Annotated in this window: 27 protein-coding genes; 18 read left to right on the top strand and 9 right to left on the bottom strand. The window is 64.3% G+C overall.

What is annotated here, in order from left to right:
- The first annotated feature begins 15 nt into the window (after window positions 1-15).
- Both ABG82_RS16515 and ABG82_RS16510 read left to right on the top strand, forming a co-directional pair.
- Window positions 16-807 carry a DUF2182 domain-containing protein gene (locus ABG82_RS16515; protein WP_078343258.1) on the top strand — a complete coding sequence of 264 codons (792 nt, stop codon included), beginning with the start codon at window positions 16-18 and terminating at the stop codon, window positions 805-807.
- 9 nt (window positions 808-816) lie between these two features.
- On the top strand, window positions 817-1,629 hold the full coding sequence (locus ABG82_RS16510) for an SDR family oxidoreductase (RefSeq protein WP_043078043.1): 813 nt from the start codon (window positions 817-819) through the stop codon (window positions 1,627-1,629).
- Window positions 1,630-1,702: 73 nt separating this feature from the next.
- Here ABG82_RS16510 and ald read toward each other — a convergent pair whose 3' ends face one another.
- Entirely contained in the window at window positions 1,703-2,818 is a 1,116-nt protein-coding gene (gene ald, locus ABG82_RS16505; RefSeq protein ID WP_043078042.1) for an alanine dehydrogenase, read from the bottom strand.
- Between the two features lie 101 nt (window positions 2,819-2,919).
- On the opposite strand from ald, the gene ABG82_RS16500 reads away from it, so the two are divergent.
- Window positions 2,920-3,435 (top strand): HTH-type transcriptional regulator AldR, encoded by a 516-nt coding sequence (locus ABG82_RS16500; protein WP_043078041.1) that lies wholly within the window; start codon window positions 2,920-2,922, stop codon window positions 3,433-3,435.
- An 8-nt stretch (window positions 3,436-3,443) separates the two neighbouring features.
- Here the strand turns inward: ABG82_RS16500 and ABG82_RS16495 are convergent, their stop codons facing one another.
- Window positions 3,444-5,693, bottom strand: a complete 2,250-nt coding sequence (locus ABG82_RS16495) for a SulP family inorganic anion transporter (RefSeq protein ID WP_043078040.1) — start codon at window positions 5,691-5,693, stop codon at window positions 3,444-3,446.
- A gap of 121 nt (window positions 5,694-5,814) precedes the next feature.
- The gene (locus ABG82_RS16490) at window positions 5,815-6,090 is read right to left on the bottom strand and encodes a hypothetical protein (protein WP_043078110.1); all 276 of its coding nucleotides are present in this window, start codon (window positions 6,088-6,090) and stop codon (window positions 5,815-5,817) included.
- Between the two features lie 484 nt (window positions 6,091-6,574).
- Between ABG82_RS16490 and dapB the strand changes: the two genes are divergently transcribed.
- From dapB to ABG82_RS16445, 9 genes are all read left to right on the top strand, one after another.
- Window positions 6,575-7,306: a 4-hydroxy-tetrahydrodipicolinate reductase gene (gene dapB / locus ABG82_RS16485; protein ID WP_162269265.1), complete on the top strand. Its 732-nt coding sequence runs from the start codon at window positions 6,575-6,577 to the stop codon at window positions 7,304-7,306.
- Between the two features lie 29 nt (window positions 7,307-7,335).
- The gene (locus tag ABG82_RS16480) at window positions 7,336-7,797 is read left to right on the top strand and encodes a hypothetical protein (protein WP_043078039.1); all 462 of its coding nucleotides are present in this window, start codon (window positions 7,336-7,338) and stop codon (window positions 7,795-7,797) included.
- Window positions 7,794-8,246, top strand: coding sequence for a flavodoxin family protein (locus ABG82_RS16475; RefSeq protein WP_043078038.1), 453 nt, complete (start codon window positions 7,794-7,796; stop codon window positions 8,244-8,246). The genes ABG82_RS16480 and ABG82_RS16475 overlap by 4 nt, the downstream gene beginning before the upstream one ends.
- A 10-nt stretch (window positions 8,247-8,256) precedes the next feature.
- Window positions 8,257-8,727: a hypothetical protein gene (locus tag ABG82_RS16470; protein WP_043078037.1), complete on the top strand. Its 471-nt coding sequence runs from the start codon at window positions 8,257-8,259 to the stop codon at window positions 8,725-8,727.
- A gap of 182 nt (window positions 8,728-8,909) precedes the next feature.
- A complete protein-coding gene (locus ABG82_RS16465; RefSeq protein WP_043078036.1) occupies window positions 8,910-10,187 on the top strand; it encodes a phthiocerol/phthiodiolone dimycocerosyl transferase family protein in 1,278 nt (425 codons plus the stop codon).
- Window positions 10,188-10,260: 73 nt separating this feature from the next.
- Entirely contained in the window at window positions 10,261-11,061 is an 801-nt protein-coding gene (locus ABG82_RS16460; RefSeq protein WP_043078035.1) for a thymidylate synthase, read from the top strand.
- Window positions 11,058-11,549 (top strand): dihydrofolate reductase, encoded by a 492-nt coding sequence (locus ABG82_RS16455; RefSeq protein WP_043078034.1) that lies wholly within the window; start codon window positions 11,058-11,060, stop codon window positions 11,547-11,549. Before ABG82_RS16460 ends, ABG82_RS16455 begins: the two co-directional genes overlap by 4 nt.
- On the top strand, window positions 11,546-12,235 hold the full coding sequence (locus ABG82_RS16450; protein WP_043078033.1) for a DsbA family protein: 690 nt from the start codon (window positions 11,546-11,548) through the stop codon (window positions 12,233-12,235). Before ABG82_RS16455 ends, ABG82_RS16450 begins: the two co-directional genes overlap by 4 nt.
- Window positions 12,232-13,464, top strand: coding sequence for a winged helix-turn-helix domain-containing protein (locus ABG82_RS16445; RefSeq protein WP_078343255.1), 1,233 nt, complete (start codon window positions 12,232-12,234; stop codon window positions 13,462-13,464). The genes ABG82_RS16450 and ABG82_RS16445 overlap by 4 nt, the downstream gene beginning before the upstream one ends.
- Here the strand turns inward: ABG82_RS16445 and ABG82_RS16440 are convergent.
- The gene (locus tag ABG82_RS16440) at window positions 13,436-13,969 is read right to left on the bottom strand and encodes a YceI family protein (protein WP_043078107.1); all 534 of its coding nucleotides are present in this window, start codon (window positions 13,967-13,969) and stop codon (window positions 13,436-13,438) included. The two genes, ABG82_RS16445 and ABG82_RS16440, sit on opposite strands and share 29 nt — an antisense overlap.
- Window positions 13,970-14,036: 67 nt before the next feature.
- Between ABG82_RS16440 and thyX the strand changes: the two genes are divergently transcribed.
- The 3 genes from thyX to ABG82_RS16425 all read left to right on the top strand — a co-directional run bounded on the left by thyX (window position 14,037) and on the right by ABG82_RS16425 (window position 17,439).
- The gene (thyX, locus tag ABG82_RS16435) at window positions 14,037-14,789 is read left to right on the top strand and encodes an FAD-dependent thymidylate synthase (RefSeq protein WP_043078106.1); all 753 of its coding nucleotides are present in this window, start codon (window positions 14,037-14,039) and stop codon (window positions 14,787-14,789) included.
- 82 nt (window positions 14,790-14,871) lie between these two features.
- Window positions 14,872-15,747, top strand: coding sequence for a 4-hydroxy-tetrahydrodipicolinate synthase (gene dapA, locus ABG82_RS16430; RefSeq protein ID WP_078343254.1), 876 nt, complete (start codon window positions 14,872-14,874; stop codon window positions 15,745-15,747).
- Entirely contained in the window at window positions 15,748-17,439 is a 1,692-nt protein-coding gene (locus ABG82_RS16425; RefSeq protein ID WP_043078032.1) for a ribonuclease J, read from the top strand.
- Here ABG82_RS16425 and ABG82_RS16420 read toward each other — a convergent pair.
- From ABG82_RS16420 to ABG82_RS16410, 3 genes are read right to left on the bottom strand one after another with little or no spacing between them, the layout of a single operon-like run.
- Complete coding sequence (locus ABG82_RS16420) at window positions 17,436-18,305, bottom strand: SAM-dependent methyltransferase (RefSeq protein ID WP_043078031.1); 870 nt, start codon at window positions 18,303-18,305, stop codon at window positions 17,436-17,438. The two genes, ABG82_RS16425 and ABG82_RS16420, sit on opposite strands and share 4 nt — an antisense overlap.
- 2 nt (window positions 18,306-18,307) lie before the next feature.
- A complete protein-coding gene (locus tag ABG82_RS16415; RefSeq protein ID WP_043078030.1) occupies window positions 18,308-19,126 on the bottom strand; it encodes a mycofactocin-coupled SDR family oxidoreductase in 819 nt (272 codons plus the stop codon).
- Between the two features lies 1 nt (window position 19,127).
- Entirely contained in the window at window positions 19,128-19,439 is a 312-nt protein-coding gene (locus ABG82_RS16410; protein ID WP_043078029.1) for a putative quinol monooxygenase, read from the bottom strand.
- A 90-nt stretch (window positions 19,440-19,529) separates the two neighbouring features.
- Here ABG82_RS16410 and ABG82_RS16405 point away from each other — a divergent pair, with 90 nt between their 5' ends.
- Window positions 19,530-20,111, top strand: coding sequence for a hypothetical protein (locus tag ABG82_RS16405; protein WP_043078028.1), 582 nt, complete (start codon window positions 19,530-19,532; stop codon window positions 20,109-20,111).
- On the opposite strand, the gene ABG82_RS16400 is transcribed toward ABG82_RS16405, so the two are convergent.
- Window positions 20,071-20,637: a TetR/AcrR family transcriptional regulator gene (locus ABG82_RS16400; RefSeq protein WP_043078027.1), complete on the bottom strand. Its 567-nt coding sequence runs from the start codon at window positions 20,635-20,637 to the stop codon at window positions 20,071-20,073. The genes ABG82_RS16405 and ABG82_RS16400 overlap by 41 nt on opposite strands.
- 168 nt (window positions 20,638-20,805) lie before the next feature.
- On the opposite strand from ABG82_RS16400, the gene ABG82_RS16395 reads away from it, so the two are divergent.
- Window positions 20,806-21,309 (top strand): hypothetical protein, encoded by a 504-nt coding sequence (locus ABG82_RS16395; RefSeq protein WP_043078026.1) that lies wholly within the window; start codon window positions 20,806-20,808, stop codon window positions 21,307-21,309.
- Here the strand turns inward: ABG82_RS16395 and ABG82_RS16390 are convergent.
- The gene (locus ABG82_RS16390; protein ID WP_043078025.1) at window positions 21,306-22,679 is read right to left on the bottom strand and encodes an oxygenase MpaB family protein; all 1,374 of its coding nucleotides are present in this window, start codon (window positions 22,677-22,679) and stop codon (window positions 21,306-21,308) included. The genes ABG82_RS16395 and ABG82_RS16390 overlap by 4 nt on opposite strands.
- Before the next feature lie 153 nt (window positions 22,680-22,832).
- Between ABG82_RS16390 and ABG82_RS16385 the strand changes: the two genes are divergently transcribed.
- A complete protein-coding gene (locus tag ABG82_RS16385; protein WP_043078024.1) occupies window positions 22,833-23,375 on the top strand; it encodes a hypothetical protein in 543 nt (180 codons plus the stop codon).
- Window positions 23,376-23,420 lie beyond the last annotated feature (45 nt).

Genomic DNA, 23,420 nt, shown 5'->3' with positions numbered 1-23,420 from the left:
GATATCCTCTAGCTGATGGTCGCCAAGGCGATTCAGCGCGTTAGGGAACTAACGGCTGGCACATACACAGGGATCGCGGCCGCGATAATTCTGTTGTCGTGGTTGGCTTTCGCGTTGCTTCCGCAACACTCCAGCGGCCATACCCAGGCTCCGGCGGCCGGGCACAACATGCATGGAATGCACGGAATGCATCATGCCGATATGGCACCGATGGCCGCCCCGGTGGCGCATCATCCGGTGCTGTGGGTCGCGATCGTCTCGTGGATTGTCATGACCATCGCCATGATGGGATTGGCCACCCTGCCCTCCATCCAGTACATCGAGCAGACCATGCCGTGGGGGCGCCGTGGTGCGGCTATCGCCGTGTATGCGGCGGTCTGGCTGGCGGTGTGGACCGTGATCGGCGTCGTCATCACGCTGGCACAGTCGGCTGCGATAGGTGCACCGCCCTGGTGGCTTTTCGCCGGAGCCCTCGTCCTTGCCGCGCTCTGGCAGCTGACCCCGCTCAAATGCGTGGCGCTCGGTGACTGCCACAAGTCACGCCCGCTGCCACCCACAGGTTGGCCCGCCGCTCAGGCGGTTACGCGTTTTGGCGCGTTCGGTGGCTGGGCGTGCGTCAGATCTTGTTGGGCCGTGATGCTGGCGATGGCATTGGCGCCCACCGCGCATATCTTGTGGATGGTGCCGTTGACGGTCGCGGTCACCTGGGAGCGTTTCACGCGGCAACCGCGCCGGACGGCGCGCATCCTCGCCGGGGTTTTCGTGATCGCAGCTGCCGCCGTGGGGGTCTTCGCGGCCATCCAATAGGGTCCCGGTATGGATATCAACGGCAGCGTCGCCATCGTCACCGGAGCCGGCTCCGGAATTGGACAGGCCCTCGCGTGGGGCCTCGCGGATGCCGGAGCCACCGTGGTGGCCGCGGATATCGCCGCCGACGCCGTTGCGCACACCGCTGCTGCCCGTTCCGGCCGCATCGTCGGGCAGCGAGCCGACGCCAGCTCGATCGCCGATATCGAGAGTCTTATCGCGTTGGCTGAGAAGGAATTTGGCCCCGTCGATCTGTACGCGGCCAACGCCGGGATCGGCGGCGGGCTCGGACTCGACATCGGCGAGGCGGCATGGGACCTCACCATTGATGTGAACCTGCGTGCGCACATCCGCGCGGCGACGCTGTTGGTGCCGGGCTGGGTACAGCGGGGGCGCGGCTACTTTCTGTCGGTGGCATCGGCGGCCGGACTGCTCACTCAGATCGGCTCGCCGGCCTATTCGGTGACCAAGCACGCCGCCGTCGGCTTCGCCGAGTGGCTGTCGATCACCTATGGCGACAAGGGCGTCGGAGTGAGCTGCCTGTGCCCGATGGGAGTCAAGACGGCCCTGCTCGACGGTCTCACCGAAACCGATGACCCCGCCACCAAGGTGGCCGGCAACTCGATCACCACGGCAGGTGAGGTGTTGCAGCCTGCCGCCGTCGCGGTGATCACCCTGGATGCGATCCGCGACGAGCGGTTTCTGGTGTTGCCACATCCGCAGGTTCTGGACATGTATCGGCAGAAGGGCGCCGACTACGACCGATGGATCGCGGGTATGCGCCGCTACCAGGGGTTTCTCGAAGCTCAAGCGGGAGCGTAGACCTGCCGAATGGGAACCTCACGCGCAATTTCGGCTGAAATCCGTCGTGAGATTCCCACTCGGCGCGGGCTGTCTAAGCCAGAACCTGCGCGGGCTCGGTGAACGTCAGCCCTAGGTCGTGCGCGACATGCGCGTTGAGCAGTGCGCCCTCGTGTGTGGACAGGCCCTTGGCGAGCGCGGCATCGTCACGGCAGGCCTGGCGCCAGCCCTTGTCGGCCAGCGCCAGCACGTACGGCATGGTGGCATTGGTCAAGGCGAAGGTTGACGTCCGGGGTACCGCTCCGGGCATGTTGGCCACGCAGTAGAAGACGCTGTCGTGAACCGTGTAGGTCGGTTCGTCGTGGGTGGTGGGGCGAGAATCGGCGAAGCAGCCGCCCTGGTCGATCGCGATATCCACCAGCACCGATCCCGGCTTCATCTGGGCCACAAGCGCGTTGGAGACGAGCTTGGGGGCCTTGGCTCCCGGAATCAGAACCGCTCCGATCACCAGATCGGCGCGCTTGACGGCGCCTTCCAACTCCAGGGTCGAGGAGTAGCGGGTCCGGATGGTGCCGCCGAATTCGGCGTCAAGCTCACGTAGTTTGTTGAGGTTGACGTCGAAAACCGTGACATGAGCGCCCATTCCGGCGGCGATCCGCGCCGCGTTGTACCCGGCGACGCCGCCACCGATGACCACTACGTCGGCCGGGCCGACGCCGGGAACGCCGCCCATGACCAGGCCGCGCCCACCCACGGGAGCCATCAGGTGATAGGCGCCAACCTGCGCCGACAGCCGGCCGGCCACCTCGCTCATCGGTGCCAGGAGGGGGAGCGCGCCGTCGGCGGTCTGCACGGTCTCGTAGGCGATCGAGGTGGTCGCCGATGCCAGCAGGGCCTGCGTGCACGGAAGTGACGCCGCCAGGTGCAGGTAGGTGAACAGCGTCTGGCCGCGACGCATGAGGGCGTACTCGGGTTCGATGGGTTCTTTGACCTTGAGCAGCAGATCGGCCTCGGCCCAGATCTGCTCGGCACCGTTGATGACCTGTGCGCCAGCGGCTTTGAAGTCCACGTCGGATATCGAGGAGCCCTCACCGGCGCCCGCTTGAATGATCACCTCGTGACCGCGACGGGTCAGCTCGGCCACCCCCGCGGGTGTGGTGGCCACGCGGTATTCGTTGTTCTTGATCTCGGTAGGGATGCCTACGCGCATGATTCTTCTTCTCCTGTTTCAAAACTAAGTCTCGCGTTCAAGTGTGAAGAAGCGTCGATAAACCTGCAATATTTGTGTGGAAGATTCGGTAGATTGCAAAAATGGTCGCAAAATCACCGGAATCTCGGTTCGACATACCAGCCACGCCGAATGATGTTCGGCGCGTGGAGCTCGACGATGTCGACCGCCGCATCCTGATGGAACTGCATGACGACGCACGTATCCCCAACAGTGCGCTGGCTGAAGCCGTGGGGATCGCTGCATCGACCTGTCATGGACGGGTCCGGCGCCTGCAGGAAGCGGGCGTGATCCGTGGATTCTTCACCGATGTCGACCCCGCGGCCATCGGCCGGCCGCTGCAGGCGATGATCTCGGTCAGCTTGCAGGCCAACGCGCGCGGAAAGATCCGCACCTTCATCCGGGACATCCGTGCGCTGCCGCAGGTTATCGACGTGTACTTTCTCGCGGGCGCCGACGATTACATCCTGCACGTCGCCGCCCGCGACACCGAGGACCTGAGGTCCTTCGTCGTTGAGAAACTCAACGCACAGCCCGATGTCGCGGGCACGCAGACGTCGTTGATCTTCGAACACCTACGCGGGGGAGCGCCCCTGTAGGTCGCCGATCAGCTGAGGGCAGGGGCGGGGTCCTCGAGGACTCCGTCAGAGTTGCCGTCCTGCCCGACTATCCCATTCTCGTCTACCTCGTAGACGTGTGCTTCGGCGATGTTGAAGAACGTGCCGACCACACGTACCCGCCCGGATACCACGGCCCCCGCCAGGATCGGGTGGTGAATGAGGCGCTCCACCTGGATGGCCACATTCACGACGCCGAGCTGGTCGACCTCGTTGAACCCGTGTGCCTCCGCGCTCGCCCGCGCCGGATGGTGCTCCTGGAAGGCGATAAGGCTGTCGCGGGCGTAGTCGAGCCAGCGTCCCACCGGGGTGGTGGGTGCATCGGTCGATTCTGTCAGCAGTGCCTTCATGGCTCCGCACGATGAATGTCCGCACACGACAACCGAACTCACGTTCAGCTGGTTGATCGCGAAGTCGAGCGAGGCGTCAACCGAACCATCGGCGGGATCGGTGGGTACCACGTTGCCGACATTGCGGATCGTGAACAGATCTCCCGGGCCGCTTGCCGTGATGACGTTCGGCAGAATGCGTGAATCGCCGCAGGTGAGGAAGAGCGCGTCGGGATCCTGGTAGTCGGCCAACTCGGTGACATGCGGCCGCAACGCACCCGAACCGCGGCTGTTGTATTCATTGATGCCGTCGATGATCGACGCGCCCGCTTCGCCGTTCTGTTCCCGGCGCCACGACCGCCACGGCACCAAACCGACAGCGCGCGAGACGAAGTGACGCTTCGGGCGAGTGGTGTGAGCGTGGTGCAGCTTCGCGTGGGAAGACTCCACGATCATCACGGTGCCGCCCACCGCTTCATGAGCGCGCTTCCAGTCGGAGATGGCTTCGGAGATGGCGTGATCGACATAGTCGGCGTTGATGGCCAGCGTGACATGCGCGCCCGGCGGGACGGTGCTGAGCGTCTTGGTGAGGCGGGGGAGCGACAGGAAGCTCAGCGTGCCGTCGAGTTCGACGTGCCACTGCCGCGATCCCTCGGTGCCGAACGGACGGGCGTCCATGTGTGCCCGCATCACCCGCCCCACCAGAATCCCGATGGCGACCAGCAGGCCGATCCCCACGCCTTCCAGCAGGTTGAGGAACACCACGCAGACCATGGTGATGGCGTACACCGCCAGATCTCCTGTGCGCCAAGCAAGTTTCATATGAGCCAACTTGACCAGCTGGATACCGATGACAATCAGCAGACCGGCCAGCGCGGCCTTGGGGATGAGCTGCACCAGGCCGCTGAACAGCGAGGCGAACAGCAGCACCCAGACGCCGTGCAGGATGGCCGAGGCGCGGGTCTTGGCCCCGGCGGCGACGTTGGTCGAGCTGCGGACGATCACACCGGTGACGGGCAGACCACCCAGGAAGCCGGACACCACGTTGGCGCTGCCCTGGCCGATCATCTCGCGATCGAAGTTGGTCCGGGGCCCGGTGTGCAGCTTGTCCACCGCGACGGCGGATAGCAGCGACTCGACGCTCGCGATCAGCGCGACAGTCAGCACCGCCAGCAGCACCCCGGCCCAGTCGCCGTTCGCCGGACCGGTCAGCGTCGGCAGGCTGATGGCATCAAAGAAATCGCCCGCCAAGGTGATTCGTTCGGCAGGGGAGTTGGTCAGCACCGCGAAGGCGGTGGCGACAACGATGGCCACCAGCGCGCCGGGCACCATGCGGATCTTGGGCGGCAGCTTGGGCCACAGCAGCAGGATCGCGATCACCATCACGCCGATGATCACGTCGGGCAGGTGATGGTTGATGACGCCCGGGGGCAGTGCCTTGAGGTTCTGCCAGGCGGAGCTCTGCGACGAGCCGCCCATCAGGACGTGGATCTGCTGCAGTGCGATGGTCACACCGATACCGGCCAGCATCGCGTGCACCACGACGGGCGCGATGGCCAGCGCGGCACGCGCGATCCGGCTGAGTCCGAAGAGGATCTGCAGCACGCCCGCACCGATGGTGATCAGGCATGCCACCTGCCAGCCGAACGTGTTGATGATTTCGGCAACGACCACGGTGAGGCCGGCGGCCGGACCGCTGACCTGTAGTGGTGATCCGCCGAGCGAGCCGGCGACAATGCCGCCGACTACGGCCGCGATGAGACCCGCCATCAGCGGGGCTCCAGAAGCAATCGCGATACCCAGAGACAGCGGCAACGCGACGAGGAATACGACGAGGGAGGCCGGAAGGTCGTGCCGCAGATTCTGCAGTAGCGACGGCTTGGCGGTCTGCTCGGTGACAGAAGTCGTCATGGAAGTAAGCCCTATCGGGATGAAGAGTCGCTGCAGCTATGGCTACGTGCGGATTGCGCGACTTATGGATAGATGGGTGAGGAGACGCGTATGACGGCGTCTTTGCCGTCTCAGCGGCAGCTCAGCGTCGATCTATCCCGATGGTGATAAGGCGTTGTCGTCCCAAGTTGTCGGGAGCGCGCGAGAACACGAAACCTCGCGCGGCAAGCAGTGCCAACAGACTGGCACCCAAGAGAGTGGTCAGCACGATCCCGAGCGGAACCGGTATCGAACTGGGTTGCTGACGGATGCGGGTGACCGCCGCGTTTACCGAGCTTTTGACATGCTCGTGGATTTCTTCGGGCAGCAGGCTCGTTGCTGGCGAAGTTCCGACGACCGCAGCTCGCCATCCGAACATCTGCCCGTGGGCGGCGGGTCCGAGGAAGCACACGGCCGCGAGAAGGGCGATCACGAAGCCCCCCACGCGCGCGTATCGCTTGCGGCCCGACATGCGCACCAGAGTACCAGTGCATGCCGAAAATTGGTCGTACCGCAGCTAGAGATATGTTTCTGAGAGGAACCTGAGAGTCTCGCGTGACGTCGGCAAATGGTTGCCAGAACCGTGACAGTGGTCACAGTACGTTGCTCGCCTCGGGGTAATCACATTCGGCCGAATGGGCAAAAATAGGCTCAACCAGGAGTTGACATTGCATTCTGGCAAATTGAGTGACCGATAGAAATGGGGTAGCTCGGGCCAATGCTGGGTGGCGTCCTGGTGAACTTGCGCCGACGGGCTACCACGGGATCGGCGAGCCCCGCCTCGTGTCGCGGAGAGCCGGCGATCGGACGGGCGTCCTCGCCGCCGTCGCGGCCTAGAGGATTAGGGTGACCGCGTGACTAACATCGCGACCGGAGTGCTGGGAGCACAGGGCAAGGTAGGCCAGGCCATGTGTCAGGCAGTGGATTCCGCGGCCGATCTGGACCTGGTGGCCGCCGTCGACAAGAACGATCCGTTGGAGGCGCTCACCGCCGCCAGCGTGGTCATCGACTTCACCCATCCCGATGTCGTGATGGACAACCTGAAATTCTTGATCGGTAACGGCATTCATGCCGTCGTGGGCACCACCGGCTTCACCGACGAACGTTTGGATCAGGTGCGCTCCTGGCTGGCGGATAGCCCCGGGACGGGAGTGTTGATTGCTCCGAACTTCGCGATCGGTGCCGTGCTGTCGATGAAGTTCGCCCAGCAGGCCGCCCGATTCTTTGAGTCGGTGGAGGTCATCGAGCTGCATCACCCCAATAAGGCGGACGCCCCTTCCGGAACAGCGACGCGGACGGCACGTTTGATCGCCGAGGCGCGTAAGGGATTGCCGCCGAGTCCCGACGCCACCAGCACCGGGATCGAAGGGGCGCGCGGGGCCGATGTCGATGGCGTGCGGGTACACGCGGTGCGTGTGGCCGGACTCGTCGCGCACCAAGAGGTGTTGTTCGGGACGACGGGTGAGACGTTGACCATTCGGCACGACAGCATCGACCGGACCTCCTTCGCGCCGGGTGTGCTGCTGGGCGTGCGCAACATCGCGACGCGGCCCGGTCTCACCATCGGAATCGAACCCCTGCTGGAGCTCGGATGAGCCGCGTGCGCGAAGACCGAGAGGCGTAAGTGTCCGCCGCGGCCAGAGTCAAGATCCTCATCGCGTTCATGTGTGTGGCGATGGTGGTGTATTTCCTGATCCTGGGGAAGATGGGTATCGCCCTCGTGCAGAGCGGCAAGCCAGCCGCGATCGGTATGGGGATCGGTGTGCTGATCCTTCCGTTCATCGGCTTGTGGGCCATGATCGCTACTCTGCGTGCGGGTTTCGCGCATCAACGGCTGGCCGCGCTGGCGGTGGAACAGGGCCGCGATCTGGATGTGAGCGCGTTGCGGACCACGCCCTCCGGACGGATCAACCGCGAAGACGCCGATGCGCTCTTTGCGACGGTGAAGGCCGAGGTTGAGGCCGAACCCGACGACTGGGTCGGTTGGTACCGGTTGGCACGCGCGTACGACTACGCCGGAGATCGGGGCCGCGCCCGCGAGACCATGCGCACTGCGGTGCAGATGCAGCAGGACGCGGCAAGGTGAGTCGTCTGCTGGTGGTGCACCACACTCCATCGCCGGCTACCCGAGAGCTGTTGGAAGCGGTGCTGGAGGGTACGAGGGATCCGGATATCTCGGGGGTCGAGGTGGTGGCGCGGCCGGCGCTCGCCGCGACGATCTCCGACATGCTGGACGCCGATGGCTACTTGTTCGGCACCACGGCCAATTTCGGGTACATGTCTGGCGCCCTCAAGCATTTTTTCGACACCGTCTACTACCCAAGCCTCGATCATGTGGCCGCGCGCCCGTACGGCGTGTGGGTGCACGGCAACAACGACACCGTGGGCGCGGTGACGGCGGTCGACAAGATCGTGACCGGGCTGGCGCTGGAGAAGGCAGCAGACGTGCTTGAGGTGGTGGGCCCGATCGACGCATCCGTGCGTGAACAGGCCTATAACCTTGGCGGCACACTCGCCGCGATCTTGATGCAATGAGGAGGCAGGCATGCCCGGACTTGCCGAACTTGCCCTGGGGGCCGCGCCCATCGCCGGTGGCGCGCTGCTGGGTGCGGTAGCGGGAAACCTTAAGCCCCCGGATATTCGGGAGATGATCGCCAAGGACTTCGATCTGCTGGACCGCATTCCCGAGCAGCAGGCAGAACGCCGCGCGGCGGTCCGTCGCATGATCGATCAGCGCATCGATGATCTTGTCGCGAGCAATGACCGCGGCCGCTCGCTGCGTGAGGCCGCGCTGTCCTACGGCGGCGGCTGGCGCGACATTCTGGTATTCGTCGGCGCGGTTCTATTCACGGTGATCTGGTGGAACATCGAGCACACCCGGAGCAACTGGCTGGTGATGTTTCTGGTGATGCTGGCCTTGACGTTGATTGCAGGGTTCTATGCCGTCCGCACGGTGCTGCGCAGTGTGTATGGTGTGGCCGGCCGCTTGCGGCACCGATCGTCCGGATCGTCATAGGCGTATTCCGCTGCATTCGTCGGCAAATTCGAATCTGTCATATTCTGCGTAATCTGTTACATCGAACTGTAAATATCACGCGATGTTAATGACGCGGAATCTTTGGGTATCTTGCATATCCACATAACGCGCATACAGTGCCCTTGAAACCTGTTCCGCCCATGTGAAATTGGAATTCGCCCTTGAGTGCCCCACTGCGCGTCGAAGAATCCATCGGTATCCAGCGGATGCTGTCGGTGGCGGAATCGGAATTGAACCATCTGCGCAAGTACACGACCATCTGGTACGTCGCGTGGCTGCGGGGCGATCTGAACGTCACGGCCCTGCGTGCCGCGGGTGCGGCCATGCAACGCAAGCATCCCTACCTCGCGGCCCGGGTCGAGCCTGTCGGCCGCCGATTTCGAGTGACCACCGAAGGCGTCCGCGACAGCGTCGTATCTGTGCACGACCAACCGCTGCGGGATGTCGCGGCGCTCCCGGTGCTGTCGCTGGATGACGGAACCTACGCGATCTTGGTGTATCCGGATGGCCCCGGTAGTGCCGTCGCGGTGGGAGTGGATCACTCGATCGCCGACGCGCGCTTGAGTTATTCGTATTTCTACGAATTGTGGGAGCTCTATACCGAAATCGTGGTGAACGGCGAAATTCCACCGCTGCCACGTCAGCCGATCCCGGTGGCCCCGGAATACGCCATGGCGCAACGGGGCCTGCGGCAGACCCCGCTGCCGCAAAAGTCGTGGTTCGGCCCGACGTCCTGGGGCGGTGGCCAACACGATGATTCGGCGACCTCGCGGACGGTGCTGGGCTGGAAACAGCGCTTCGACCCGAACCTCTCCGCCTCGCTGCGTGCCTCGGCGCGTCGACGTCAGACCACCGTGAACACACTCGTCACCGGGGTGATCGCGCTGGCCGAACGTGCCCTGATTCGCGTCGATCACGACGCGGCGGTGAATCTGGGTTTCGAATCACTCGTGGACTACCGCAAGCATCTGACGCCGCCTGCCGAGCTCGGTGAGATCGCCAACGGCATCATGGTCGCTCGCGGCCAAGTCAAGGTCGGGATGAATGACGACCCGGTGCGGATCGGCGCCGCGGTGGCGAGCCAGATCAATGACGACATCAGCAGTGGGTTTCTTCTGCAAAGCGTCTACCACATCGGGGGTGCGGCGCTCACCGGTGAATTCGGTCCGTTCATCAGGATCACCAATCCCGGAGTATTACCCAGCCCGCCGTTACCGCCGGGCCTGGCCATGGAAGATTTCGACGCTCAGCTGACCACGCCGCGCACCGAGAAGGGGCGCGCTCAGGCCGTGCCCCAGGCATCGCGCTACGAGGTCTATTCGATCGGCGCGGAGTTCACCATCGTCTGCAAATTCGCTGCCGGAGCGCTGACCGCGGAACAGGCAGACGCCTTGCGCGCAGACATCGTTGCCAGGGTGGAAGCGCTCGCCAAACCGTAGTACGCAGCCCGCGGGGCGCGCTGTCTGTGTTGGGGACCCCGGCTTCGTCGTAGCCCCGACGTAAGCTAGCTGCGTGTCCGTTCCCACTCCCTACGAGGATCTGCTGCGTCTCGTGCTCGAACAGGGCACGCCGAAGTCGGATCGCACCGGCACCGGTACCCGTAGCGTCTTCGGGCATCAGCTGCGCTATCGCTTGGCTGATGGCTTCCCGCTGATCACCACCAAGAAGGTTCACCTGAAGTCGGTGATCTACGAGCTGCTCTGGTTCCTGCGTGGAGAATCCAATGTGCGCTGGCTGCAGGAGCGCGGCGTCACGATCTGGGATGAGTGGGCCTCGGAGACCGGCGAACTCGGCCCCGTATACGGGGTGCAGTGGCGTTCCTGGCCGACTCCTTCGGGGGAGCACATCGATCAGATCAGCGCCGCACTGGACCTGCTGCGCACCAACCCGGATTCGCGCCGCAACATTGTTTCGGCGTGGAACGTCGGCGAGATTCCGCAGATGGCGCTGCCCCCGTGTCACGCGTTCTTTCAGTTTTATGTCGCCGACGGCAAGCTGAGCTGTCAGCTGTATCAGCGCAGTGCTGATCTGTTTCTCGGCGTGCCCTTCAATATCGCCAGCTATGCACTGCTCACCCACATGATGGCGGCGCAGGCAGGGCTCGGCGTGGGCGACTTCGTGTGGACCGGCGGCGACTGCCATATCTACGACAACCACATCGAGCAGGTCACCGAGCAGCTCAGTCGCGATCCCTATCCGTATCCCCGGCTTGTTCTGGCGCAGCGTGATTCGATATTCGACTACGGATACGAGGACATCACTGTCGAGAACTATCAGCACCATCCGGCCATCAAGGCGCCTGTCGCGGTATGACGGGGACCATCGGGCTGATTTGGGCACAATCGCGCGGCGGCGTCATCGGTGCGGATGGCGCGATCCCGTGGCGACTGCCCGAAGATCAGGCGCGCTTCAAGCGAATCACCATGGGGCACACGGTGATCATGGGTCGCAAGACCTGGGAATCGCTTCCCGCCAGTGTCCGGCCGTTGCCGGGGCGGCCCAACATCGTGCTGACCAGGGATGCGTTGTTCGAGCCGGACGGGGCGCTGGCCGTCGGGTGCACGGACGCGGCCCTGGCGGCATCTGACGAGTCGCCGTGGGTGATCGGTGGGGGCGAGATCTATCGGCTGTTCCTGCCGTTGGCGCAGCGGTGCGAGGTGACAGTGGTGGACGCCGATGTGGCGGGTGACGCTCTGGCTCCGCAGCTCGGTGACGGTTGGGTTGTCGAGGAAAATGATTGGCAGACAAGTGAATCCGGCCTGCGGTATCAGTTTTTGAGCTATCGGAGGGCCGACGGATGAGCCTCCCGCGCGGGGGAGGCGCCCCGAGGGCGCTACTGCTGGCGTTCATGGTGCTGTTGGTGCTGACTGGCTGCACGCGCGTCGTGGACGGAAGCCCGTCGGCTCCGGCGGCAGCCGCGGGTTGGGGGAGTAGCCAGGGGGCGGGCGTGACGGTCGGCGGTGCCGGTGATGTGGCCGCCGGGATCACTGTCTTTCTCGATTTCCAGTGCCCGTTCTGCCAGCGGTTCGAGGCCCAATACGGCGATGACATCACGAAGTACGTCACCACGGGGCGGTTGCAGGTGACCTATCGGCCGGTGAGCTTTCTGGACCGGATTTCGGCCAGTGGCGACTATTCATCGCGGGCAGCGGCCTCGCTGTTTCTCATCAAGAAATCCGGTGCCACCGACGCGGTGATCCTGGGCTTCATCGGCGAGATGTTCCGCAGGCAGCCGGTCGAAGGCGTCGGAAACCTCACGAACTTGCAGATCAGTGAGATAGCGGCCGGGGCAGGGGTCACCGGTGAGGTGCTGCATGACATCTCGTCGCTTCAGGTCAGTGACGGCGATCGCCAGCGCGCCGAAGGTAACGAACAGCAGCTCATCGCGCACGGCCTGGGTGGTGTGCCGGGTGTTGTCGACAGCTCGGGCGAGCTGATCGACCCGTCCGACCCCGACTGGTTGACCCGTCTTGTGGGAGCCCGGTGAGCCGATCGGCCTTGAGTACCGCGCAGGCGCGACGTATCGCGATCGCGGCGCAGGGCTTCACCGATACAACCGGCGTGTCAAACGCCCCGGTGACCCGCGCGCACCTGCGCAAACTCATCTCCAGAATCCAGGTGCTGCAACTCGATTCGGTATCGGTGGCCGTACGCGCGCACTACGCGCCGGTGTTCAGCAGGCTAGGGCCCTACGACCGCAATCTGCTGGACGATGCCGCGTGGAGCCACAGCGCCCGCACACCGCGCCTGCTCATCGAGTACTGGGCGCACGAGGCGGCATTGATGTCCATCCAGGATTGGCCGTTGATGCGTTGGCGTATGCGCGAGTACCGGCACGGACGTTGGGCGCGAAAGTTTGTCGAAGAGAATCCGGGCCTCGTCGACGAGGTTCTCGGTGCGGTCGCCGAACTGGGCCCCTGCACGGCCGGCCAGATCGAGGCGTATCTGGAGCGGGAGGCGCCGGGGCGCAAAGGCCCATGGTGGGATCGCAGCGAGACCAAATGGATCGCCGAAGCACTGTTTTCCTCGGGTGAGCTGACGACCGACAAACGCGTCGGGTTCTCACGGCATTATCAGGTGGCGCACAAGGTGATTCCCGCCGATATCTACCAGCGTGAGGTGTCCGACGAAGAGGCGGTACTGGAGCTCGCGCGCCGAGCTGTGCGCGCCCTGGGCGTGGGAACCGAGGCCGATATCCGCGACTACTTCCGCCTCTCGGCCGGGCAGATCAAACCCGCGCTGGCCGCGCTCGCCGACGCGGGGGAAGTCGAGAAGGTTGCCGTCGAGGGGTGGAGCGCGCCGGCATATCTGGCTGTTGGGCAGACGATTCCGCGCGCCGATCGGGGAACGGCGCTGCTATGCCCCTTTGATCCGCTGATCTTTTTTCGCCCGAGGGTCGAGCGGCTCTTTGATTTTCACTACCGCATCGAGATCTATACGCCGGCTCCCAAACGGCAGTACGGCTACTACGTCTGGCCGTTCCTGCTCGATGGCCAACTCGTCGGCAGGGTCGACCTCAAGGCAGACCGTGCGGCCGGGACGCTCAATGTCGTCGGCGCCTTCGCCGAAGAGGGCCGAGACCCGGCGCACATCTGCGGCCCACTGGCCGGGCAGCTTGTCAGCATGGCGTCGTGGTTGGGGCTGGAACGTGTCACGGTGGGCAAGCGCGGGGACCTGGCCAGGTCGCTCAGCGGTGCCCTTCGAACGACACGGTGACCACGTCAGCGACCTTCAGTGATCCCATGGCCATCGAGAAGGGCTTGATGTCGTACGCGCGCTGTGAGACTTCGGTGGTGAGGCTCAGTCGCGGGGGATCGCCGTCCGCGGCGACCGCCAGGTTGATCTCGACAACCTGAGATACGCCATGAATGGTCAGCGGGCCGCGCAACAGATAGCCGGCGGCCTGCTTCGTGATCTCTTCGGCGTGGAACTCGACGGTGGGAAAACGCTTGGCGTTCAGCGTCTTGAGCGCATTCGACCGCACCATGGCCTTCTCGGGCGCGGTGAGTGGCGTCAGCCCGCCCTCAGCGCTTTCCACCCGCAACGAATCGACGTTCACCACCAGGCTGACGGACGACGGCTGCTGATCGGGCCCGTCGACCGAGAGGGTCCAGACGTCCATGACGATCGTCAGCCGGTGCCCCATGCGCGCCGCCGCACCGGTGACTCCGGTGCGCAGTGTCAGGGTTCCGTTCTCGGGTCCAAGCGTCCAGGAACTCACGAGGCAGATGGTAGGCGGCATACATGGCGTTTCGGTGCTGGAGCCCGGCATCGATAGGGTGTTGCGCGTGGCTGAGATCGTGCCGCTGCGCGTGCAGCTGATAGCGAAGACCGACTTCATCGCACCTCCGGATATCGATTGGAGCACCGATGCGGACGGCGGACCGGCGCTTGTCGAGTTCGCCGGCCGGGCCTGCTACCAAAGCTGGTCCAAGCCGAATCCGCGTACCGCCACGAACGAGAGCTACCTGCGCCATGTCATCGAGGTCGGGCACCTGTCGGTGCTCGAACACGCGTCGGCGACCTTCTACATCACCGGTATCTCGCGTTCGTGCACTCATGAGCTGATCCGCCACCGTCATTTCTCGTACTCCCAGCTCTCCCAGCGGTTCGTCCCCGAAGACGACTCGAACGTGGTGCTGCCACCCGCCGTCGAGGACGATCCCGAACTGGTGGCGCTGCTGCGTAAGGCCACCGATGCCAGCCGCGCGGCGTATGTCGAACTGTTGGAGAAGCTGGAATCCAAGCTGGCAGACGTCCCGAACGCCGTGCTGCGGCGCAAGCAGGCGCGCCAGGCCGCCCGGTCGGTATTGCCCAACGCGACCGAGACCAGGATCGTCGTCACCGGTAACTACCGCGCGTGGCGCCACTTCATCGCGATGCGGGCCAGCGAGCACGCGGACGTGGAGATTCGGCGGCTCGCCATTGCCTGTCTACGCCAGCTCACCGACCTGGCCCCGTCCATCTTCGGTGACTTCGACATCGCGACTCTGGCCGACGGCACCGAGGTCGCGATCTCCCCATTGGTCTACGAGGGATAGAACCGAGGGGCACAACACAGCCGGTAGGGATTAACCGCTTGGTCGGGGCGGGTATTCTCGTGCCGTGACAGCAGGTGAAACAGTGGCGCGGCTCGGCACCGTGCTCACCGCGATGGTGACTCCTTTCGATGCCGATGGCGCCCTTGACGTCGATACCGCGGTGCGGCTGGCCGCGCATCTGGTCGACTCCGGATGCGATGGGCTGGTTCTTTCCGGCACCACCGGGGAGTCTCCCGTAACTTCCGACGCCGAGAAGCTCACCCTGCTGCGCGAGGTGGTGGCGGCCGTCGGAGACCGCGCGCGCATCATCGCCGGGTCGGGCACGTACGACACCGCCCACAGCATCAAGCTGTCCCGCGAGTGCGAGGCTGCCGGAGCGCACGGGCTGCTGGTCGTCACTCCGTACTACTCGCGCCCTTCACAGGCGGGGCTGCTGGCGCATTTCACCGCTGTCGCGGACGCGGTAAACGTGCCCGTCATCCTGTACGACATTCCGCCGCGCTCGGTCATCCCGATCGACTTCCACATCATTCGTGAACTAGCCGCGCACCCGAACATCGTGGCGGTCAAGGATGCCAAGGGAGACCTGCACGGCGGTGCGCAGATCATCGCTGGCACCGACCTCGTCTACTACTCGGGCGACGACCCGCTGAACCTGCCCTGGCTGTCGGTGGGCGCTGTCGGATTCGTCAGCGTCATATCGCATTTCGTTGCCGGACCACTGCGCGAACTGCTGGCCGCGTACAACGTCGGTGACGTCGAGACCGCGCGCAAGCTCAACGCGCAGGTCGCGCCGATCACCGAGGCATGCCGGCGCCTGGGCGCCGTGGGTGCGGTCAAGGCCGGATTGCGACTGCAGGGCATCGACGTCGGCGACCCGCGCCTGCCCAATGTTCCGCCCAGCCCGGAGCAGATCGAGGCATTGGCTGCCGATATGCGCGCTGCCGGGGTGCTGTAGGTGGCGGTTACCCCACCCGAGAACCTGCGCGCGCCCGGACCGCTCGCCGATGGCGCACTGCGCGTAACGGCGCTCGGCGGCATCAGCGAAATCGGCCGCAACATGACGGTTTTCGAGCTCCGTGGACGCCTGCTCATCATCGACTGTGGAGTGCTGTTCCCCGGGCATGAGGAGCCCGGCGTCGATCTGATCCTGCCCGATATCCGCCACATCGAGGACCGTCTCGAGGACGTCGAGGCGCTGGTTCTCACCCATGCCCATGAAGACCACATCGGGGCCATCCCGTTCCTGCTGAAGATGCGTCCGGACATCCCCGTCGTCGGATCCGCGTTCACGCTCGCGTTGGTGGAGGCCAAATGCCGTGAGCATCGCATCACGCCGAAGTTCGTCAGGGTCACGGAAGGCGAGCGGTCCACGCACGGGCCGTTCGAATGCGAATACTTCGCGGTCAACCATTCGATACCCGACGCGCTGGCCATCGCCGTGCACACTGAGGCCGGAACCATCCTGCACACCGGCGATATCAAGCTCGATCCGCTGCCGCCGGACCGGCGCCCGACCGACCTGCCCGGTCTGTCCGGCCTGGGTGACCGGGGCGTCGATCTGTTCCTTGTCGACTCCACGAACTCCGAGGTACCCGGTGTCGGCCCCTCGGAAAGCGAGATCGCCCCGACTCTCAACCGGCTTATCGAAACCGCCCGCGGCCGGGTGATTGTGGCGTGCTTCGCCAGCAATGTGGCGCGGGTGCAACAGATCATCGACGCCTCGGTGGCACACGGCCGCCGAGTCGCACTCGTGGGCCGGTCGATGGTGCGCAACATGGGTATCGCCCGCGATCTCGGCTTCCTCGATGTCGACGACCGTGATCTCATCAACGTAGAGGCTGCCAACGAGCTTGCCCCGCAACGCGTTGTGCTGGTGACGACCGGTACCCAGGGTGAGCCGATGGCGGCGCTGTCGCGGATGGCGCGTGGTGACCACCGTCAGATCACGCTGACCCCTGACGATTTGGTGATCTTGTCGTCATCGCTAGTGCCCGGCAATGAGGAAGCGGTCTACGGCATCATCGATTCCCTCGCGAAGGTGGGCACTCGTGTGGTGACCAACACCCATGCGCGGGTGCATGTCTCGGGACATGCTTACGCGGGCGAGCTGCTCTACCTCTACAACGCGGTGCGTCCGCGGAACGTGATGCCGGTGCACGGCACCTGGCGGCACCTGCGCGCCAACGCCGGGCTCGCGGTCAAAACCGGTGTCGATGAAGACCGGATCGTCTTGGCGGAGAACGGTGTCAGCGTCGATCTGCACAACGAGCGCGCAGGTATCTCCGGCCGGGTACCGGTGGGCAAGATGTTCGTGCACGGGCTGGTCGACGGCGACGTCTCTGATGCCACGGTGGGCGAGCGTTTAGTGCTGGGCAACGGCGGGTTCGTGGCCGTCACCGTGGTGATTCGCAGCAATGGACGCCCGGTGGGCCGGCCGGAACTGTTCTCACGCGGGTTCTCCGATGACGCGAAGGCGCTCGACCCGGTAACCGAAATGGTGATCGCCGAGTTGAATGCGCTTGCCGATCAGGCTGTCACCGACACCGGCCGCATCGCACAGTCTGTGCGCCGGGTAGTGGGCAAGTGGGTCGGCGAGACATACCGGCGCCAGCCGATGATCGTGCCGACCGTCCTCACGGTCGACTAGATCTTCTCGGCGAGCACGGTCCGTTCCAGCTCGGTGGTCGAGAGTCTGCGGCCGACCGGTAGCAGGTACCGCTGCGCAAACTCTGGGCCGCTGACATCCTCCAAGACTCGCCAGCCGTACTCCGCGAGCAGAGACGGCACCGCGCTTGGCGTCAGGCCAAACATCCACACTTGGCTGCGTATCCGAAAACGCTTGTACAGTATGGAATTTCCGTAGAGGTTGCTACCGTCGATGAAGTCGCGCTGCACGTAGGTGAAGGCCAGGCGGCTGCCCGGTGCCGCCGTGCTCAGGTATGCGAGAGTGGCGCGCACCGCGGTTTCCGGAATGTACTGGGTGACGCCCTCCCAGATGAAGAATGTGCGGCGGGCAGGGTTGTGCCCCGCGCGTTGTAGTTCCTCGGCCAGTTCGTCGCGCTGGAAGTCGACCGGTACCAGATGAACCGACCTGGGCACCGCGTGAAGAGCGTTGCGGATCGCCCGCTGTTTGGCGGCGATGTTGACCACTTGATCCACCTCGAACACCGGTGTCGGCGTGCTGCGTGCCAACCGGCAGCCTCTGGTATCCAAGCCGGCGCCCAGATCCACGACGGCATCGAATGATGCCGCGGCGAGCTGATCATCGATGTATCGCTTGCGGCATACAAAGATTGACCACGCACCCTGCCCGCTGCGCTCACCGAGCCTGATCAGCCAGTGTCTCAGCGGTGTCCACGCGGTGGCGCGGACGAACCATCGCAGTCCATTGGGCAGGATGCACGCGGCGAGGTCGTCGTCGACGATCCGGGAACCAGGCGGTTCATGCTGTTCGATCGCGGCAATGACCATCGGGCCATAGGCGGTCTGGGCGGCCGGATTCGACTTCGGCACGGCTACCGCCGGTTGGTGAATCCGGCGTCGACCGGAAGGGCGACGCCGGTGATGTACCGGGCGTCCTCCGATACCAACCACGCCACGGTGTTGGCCATGTCCTCGGGTTCCATCAGCACGACCGGCAAGGCGTTACCGGTATCGGACATGCCTTCCGGTGCTCCGTCGGCGAACAGCTTTTCGGTGATCGGGTTGATCAGCATCGGAGTCGCGACACCCGAAGGGTGGATGGTGTTTACCCGGATATTGTGCGGCGCAAGCATATTCGCGTAGCTGCGCATGAGCCCCACGAGTCCGTGCTTGGCCGCGGTGTAGGCGAGCCCGCCGGGGTTATCCATCACCATGCCGGTCAGTCCGGCCACCGAACTGGTGAGCACAATCGAACCGCCCGCACCACGTTTCACCATGGATGGTCGTGCCACCTCGATGGTGTGGTAGACGCCGGTGAGATTGACGTCGAGCACATCTCGCCAGCCGTCGTCTCCGCACGCGGGAGTCAGCGTCGCGATTCCGGCGTTCGCCACCACGATGTCGACCGGCCCGAGCGCCTCGACTCCGGCGTCGAAGGCTGCCTGCAGTGCCTCCCGGTCACGCACATCCGTCTCGTGCGCCGAGATGGCCCGCCCCAGGGCGTCGACTTCCTTGATCGTGAGATCGAGATCCTCGGTGGTGGCCATCGGATACTCCACCGAAGGGATCTGTGCACAGATGTCGACCGCGATGATGCTGGCGCCCTCGGAGGCCAGTTTGATCGCATGGGCACGCCCCTGCCCGCGCGCGGCACCGGTGATGAACGCGACCTTGCCGTCGAGTTTCCCCACCTCAGTGCACCAAGTCGCCCTTGGCCGGGTCGCCTGCCGGGATAGCTTCGGCGACAACAATTTCCGGCGGCTGGCTCAGTAGCGGGCCCACTTTGCCGAACATGGCAGTCACGGCGGGTGCCTTCCCGTGTTCGGCCAGCGCCTCTCCGCTTGCCCACGATTCCACGAAGACGAATCGATCCTGTGCCTCGTGCAGCGTGTACAGGCTGCAGCCGGGTTCGTCGTGAACCAGCGGGATGGTCTCCAGGAGAGCGGCACGAACCTCGTCGCGCTTGTCGGGCTGGGGATACAGGAACGCGACCACAGTGGGCATGGAACGCCTCTCGTCGTTGGGAGTGGATCGAATTCCACCGTACCGAAACGGAGCCGGGTCGATAGGCTGTGCGGGACAAAGGGGAGGGATATGACCGAACAGGGCCTGGAGCGCGGATCGCCGATCCGGACGGAAGTTGTGCTCACCGACGAGGCCCGCGCCCGGCTCGCCAAGGGTGCGCTCCAGACGGTGGGGCGGTCGCGGGGTGTCTGGATGCTGCTGGTTCTAGCAGTCTTGTACGTGGGGTTCTTCTTCGTGTTTGTCGCGGTTCCCGCTGGCGTGATCATCTTGGTCGTCGTGATTGCCGCCGCGGCGCTGATCACTTCGAGAGTTCGCGTCCGCACCCGGCAATCGATGCAGGCGTTACCGGTCGGGACCGTGCAGCGCGCCGAATTCGGGGCTTCCGACTTCACCTTCTGGGCGCTGCGCCCGACGACGAACGCCCTACTCGGGCAATCATTTCTGACGACACGGTTGATGATGCTGCGGGACTATGCCGAGATCAAGAATGTGGTGGTCAACGAGTATGTCGTGGGGATACTGTTCGCGGCCCGCCCGGGAACGCGTGAAGCCTTCCCCCGTGAACTGTTTCCCGATCAGGCCCTGGCGCTGATGTCCCGGTACACCAAGGTCAGCGGGAAGTGGTCGCCTCCGTCGGCACCGACGAATTGATCCAGATCGAGTACTCGTCGAGTGCGGCGTTGAGGCGTTTGTGATCCACCCGGGTGCCGAACTGCTGGGCCCCGATCAGGATGCTGAATCCGATGCGTGCCAGGGTATCTGCCTGGACTGGACCGAAACCCGCCTCGATGTAGTGCTTGGTGAGGTGTTCGTGGCGGACTTGGTCTACGCGCTGCTGCGCCGCCGCGACATAACGGTCGGCCATAGCCCAAGAACGGATCGCTTTCTCGACCTCGTGATCGGCCTCGCGGGCGGCCTGTTCCAGCGCCGCAAGCCGCTCGCGCGGGTCGGCCACCGCGTCCACACGCCGACGTTGCGCGGCGGTGACATCGTTTTCCCAGTAGTCGATGACGGCCCGGTAAAACGCGGCGCCGCTGCCGAAGTGGTGATACAGGGAACCTGTCGTCACGCCGATCCGGCGGCAGACGGCGGTTGTCGTCAGAGCGGATTTGCCGCCGGATGCCAGCAGCTCGAAGGCCGCAGTGAAGTAATCGTCTCGGGAGACCTTCTCGGTCATCTGATAACCATAGATAAATCTATGGATATTCGGAAGGGATTGTTTTAAAGGTAGCTGTACGCTGTTACTGCGGTGTCGCATGCGACGATGTGTGTATCATTTTCTGGGGTACGACCGCAGATGGCAGGGCACTGTGCGATGTCATTGGAAACAGGGGAGAGACAAGTCATGTCGCGTAAATTGTTTGCGATGTTTGGTGTGGTAGCTGGCCTGGCGATATCTGCGGGGGCGGCGCTGCCGGCCGCTGCAGACCCGCCGAAGAATCCGTACCCGGATACCAGCAAATATGCCAAGCTCGACTTCGAGGGCTTCCGCATCGCCGACAAGCCAGGTCTGTGGTTCTCCACGCCGTTCGGCCTGGACTGCGGGATCTGGGAGGACAGCAGCTTCGGATGTACCGGTGTGATTCCAGGTGCTCCGGGGGGTACCAACCAGGTCGGCTGGTTCAGGGGAGATTCGGCGGCGCACTTCGATAACACCGCGCAACTGCGGTTCTCGTCGGGACAGGCGCAACGTGTGCTGCCTGCCAACAACTACATCGAGCTCGGCAGCACTCGCTGCGCCACGACGCCGGACAACAACGTGTATTGCACGGGTGGCGGCAACTATGCGAGCTACACGAACCAATTCATGGTGTCGGCCGGTAAGACCTGGCTGGGAGCCCAGAACTAGGTACTGACGCGCGGGGCGTGCGGCACCGGGCATCCGACCGGTGTCGCCGCTGTCGCGTCGTGGTGGGTGTAAGACGTGTCGTGCATCCCGCCCAGCCTGGCCAATACTTGGTTCACGACAGTTGCCGACCACCACAACAGCTCGCCTTTGCGTTGTCGGGCAAGATATTTGGAACCCGGAAGCTTGTCGGTCAGCCGTCGTAGCCTGATATTGGCGCGTACCGCTACGCCGGCGATAGTGATCCAGGGCTGTAGGCGGACGTTGTGCAGCGGGGTAGCGCGCACCAGGGCCCGGGTCAGTTCCTCCCCGCCGAAATAGGCGGCCAACCCGAGTACTGGGGTCAAGGCGAGTCGCCCGAACTTCCCGATAACTCCTTTGTCGACGAAGCCCAGCGCGGAGCTCGCCATGGTGTCGGTCCACTCGGATGGTCCACCGGCGTAAGCGACCATGTAGTCCATCGTCTCCATACCTTCGGCGACGGTCTTGGGGATCAGCTCCTCGGCGACGCCGAATACATGGGCGATGTATGCCCAATACATGATGGCCGCCTCCAGGTCGGCCGTGGTGCGGGTGCGCCCGTGGTGATGATCAATCAACGGTGGGATGAGTCCGAAGGTCATCGCCGCGCCCATCATCATCGAATTGGAGATCGGGTTGCCGTGCTGGGTGAATTGTTGGTCGCCCCAGGACCTGCGCAGCCCGGCCCGCACCATGGAGTGCATCAGCCGGACGCGCACGGTGTCTTTGAAGGGCTGGGAGAATCGTTCCAGCGCGCCGCGATAGGTCATCTTGCGAAACCACGCCGTGGTTTCGAGATTGCGTCGCAGGGTGTCGTTGACGAACCTGCCGGTAGCTCCCGTGGCGTAGGCAACCTCGTCTCCCACGAAGGTGCCAAAACCATCGCCGATCACCATTGCGTACTTCGCGGCGAGCGATGAGTCATTCCACAGCTGGCGGCCCCGCTCCCAAAGTTCGGGGTCGTACCAGCCGGGCGGATTGTCGAGATGCTCGAACAATGCGACAAACTCCGCGGGCGGATTTTCCACGGATTCGATGCCGTGATCGAGTGCTTGGTTGAGCATCGCGCGGCCGTGGCGCGCGGGCATTTTGCGGATGCGGTCCACGACTGCGTCCATCAACTCATCGCCCTGCCAGAGATGATCGACGAGGAGCCGGGTGCGCGCCGTTTCGCGGGGCACCTCATGGAAGTCCATCCACGGTTCCAGGATGTCTTGCCGCGACTTGGTCCACATCGCGTCATAGCGCAGGCGCGGAGGCGCGGGGCGGAGGTCTATGCCTGGCCGCCAGTAATAGTCGTACGGATGTGTGTAGCTGGCCGATTCGGTTGGTAGAACGTCGTTTTCGGTCATAAGGGTGACAGTAGCGCGGATGAGCCCATGTTGGCAACAGTAATTGTCAACATGGGCTTGGCGTTTTTCCGGCGAAGGATCGGGCGCGCCAATAGAATCGGCCTCGCTATTTTGCTGACTGGATAACCATGGAATGCATTTGGGGAGGTCGGAGTGCGGCTACTCACTCGGATTGCGGGCATCACCGCGCTGGCGCTGGGACTTATGGGCGGATTGCTCGCATCCGCGCTGGCGGACCCGGACATCTCCGGAGATCCCAATCCCTATCCGGACGTCAACAACACCACCAAGTTCAGGCAGGCCGACTTCGAGCAGTTCCTGCGCGACGACACCGACGGCGCCTGGTTCTCGACACCGCGCGGGCTGAACTGTGCGATCTGGATTGACGGGAGTTTCGGCTGCAACGGCTCGTTCCCCGGAGCGCCCGCCGGCACCAACCAGGTGGCCTGGTTCCCGGGGGATTGGCGCGCCCATTTCGACGCCACCGGCGAGCAGCTCTTCACGGCTGCGACGCGTCCGCCGGTGCTCACTCCGGGTAACTACTTCAACTATCGGGCCGTCAAATGTGCCGTCACCAAGGATGAGGGGGTGTACTGCTTCCGGGGTCACTCGGCCAGCAGTTTCAACGGCGACCAGTTCTATATCGCGGCGAATCAGTCCTGGCTGGGTGAGACCAAGCCGCGCCCCGAGCGTTAGGGGCGATTTTCAGGTCACGAGAACGTCTCGGGGCGGCCTCGCGTA

The organism is Mycobacteroides immunogenum (assembly GCF_001605725.1).
GTDB classification, from domain to species: Bacteria; Actinomycetota; Actinomycetes; order Mycobacteriales; family Mycobacteriaceae; genus Mycobacterium; species Mycobacterium immunogenum.
The sequence above is the reverse complement of the archived record's forward strand: the minus strand, read 5'-3'. Positions and strand labels throughout refer to the sequence as shown.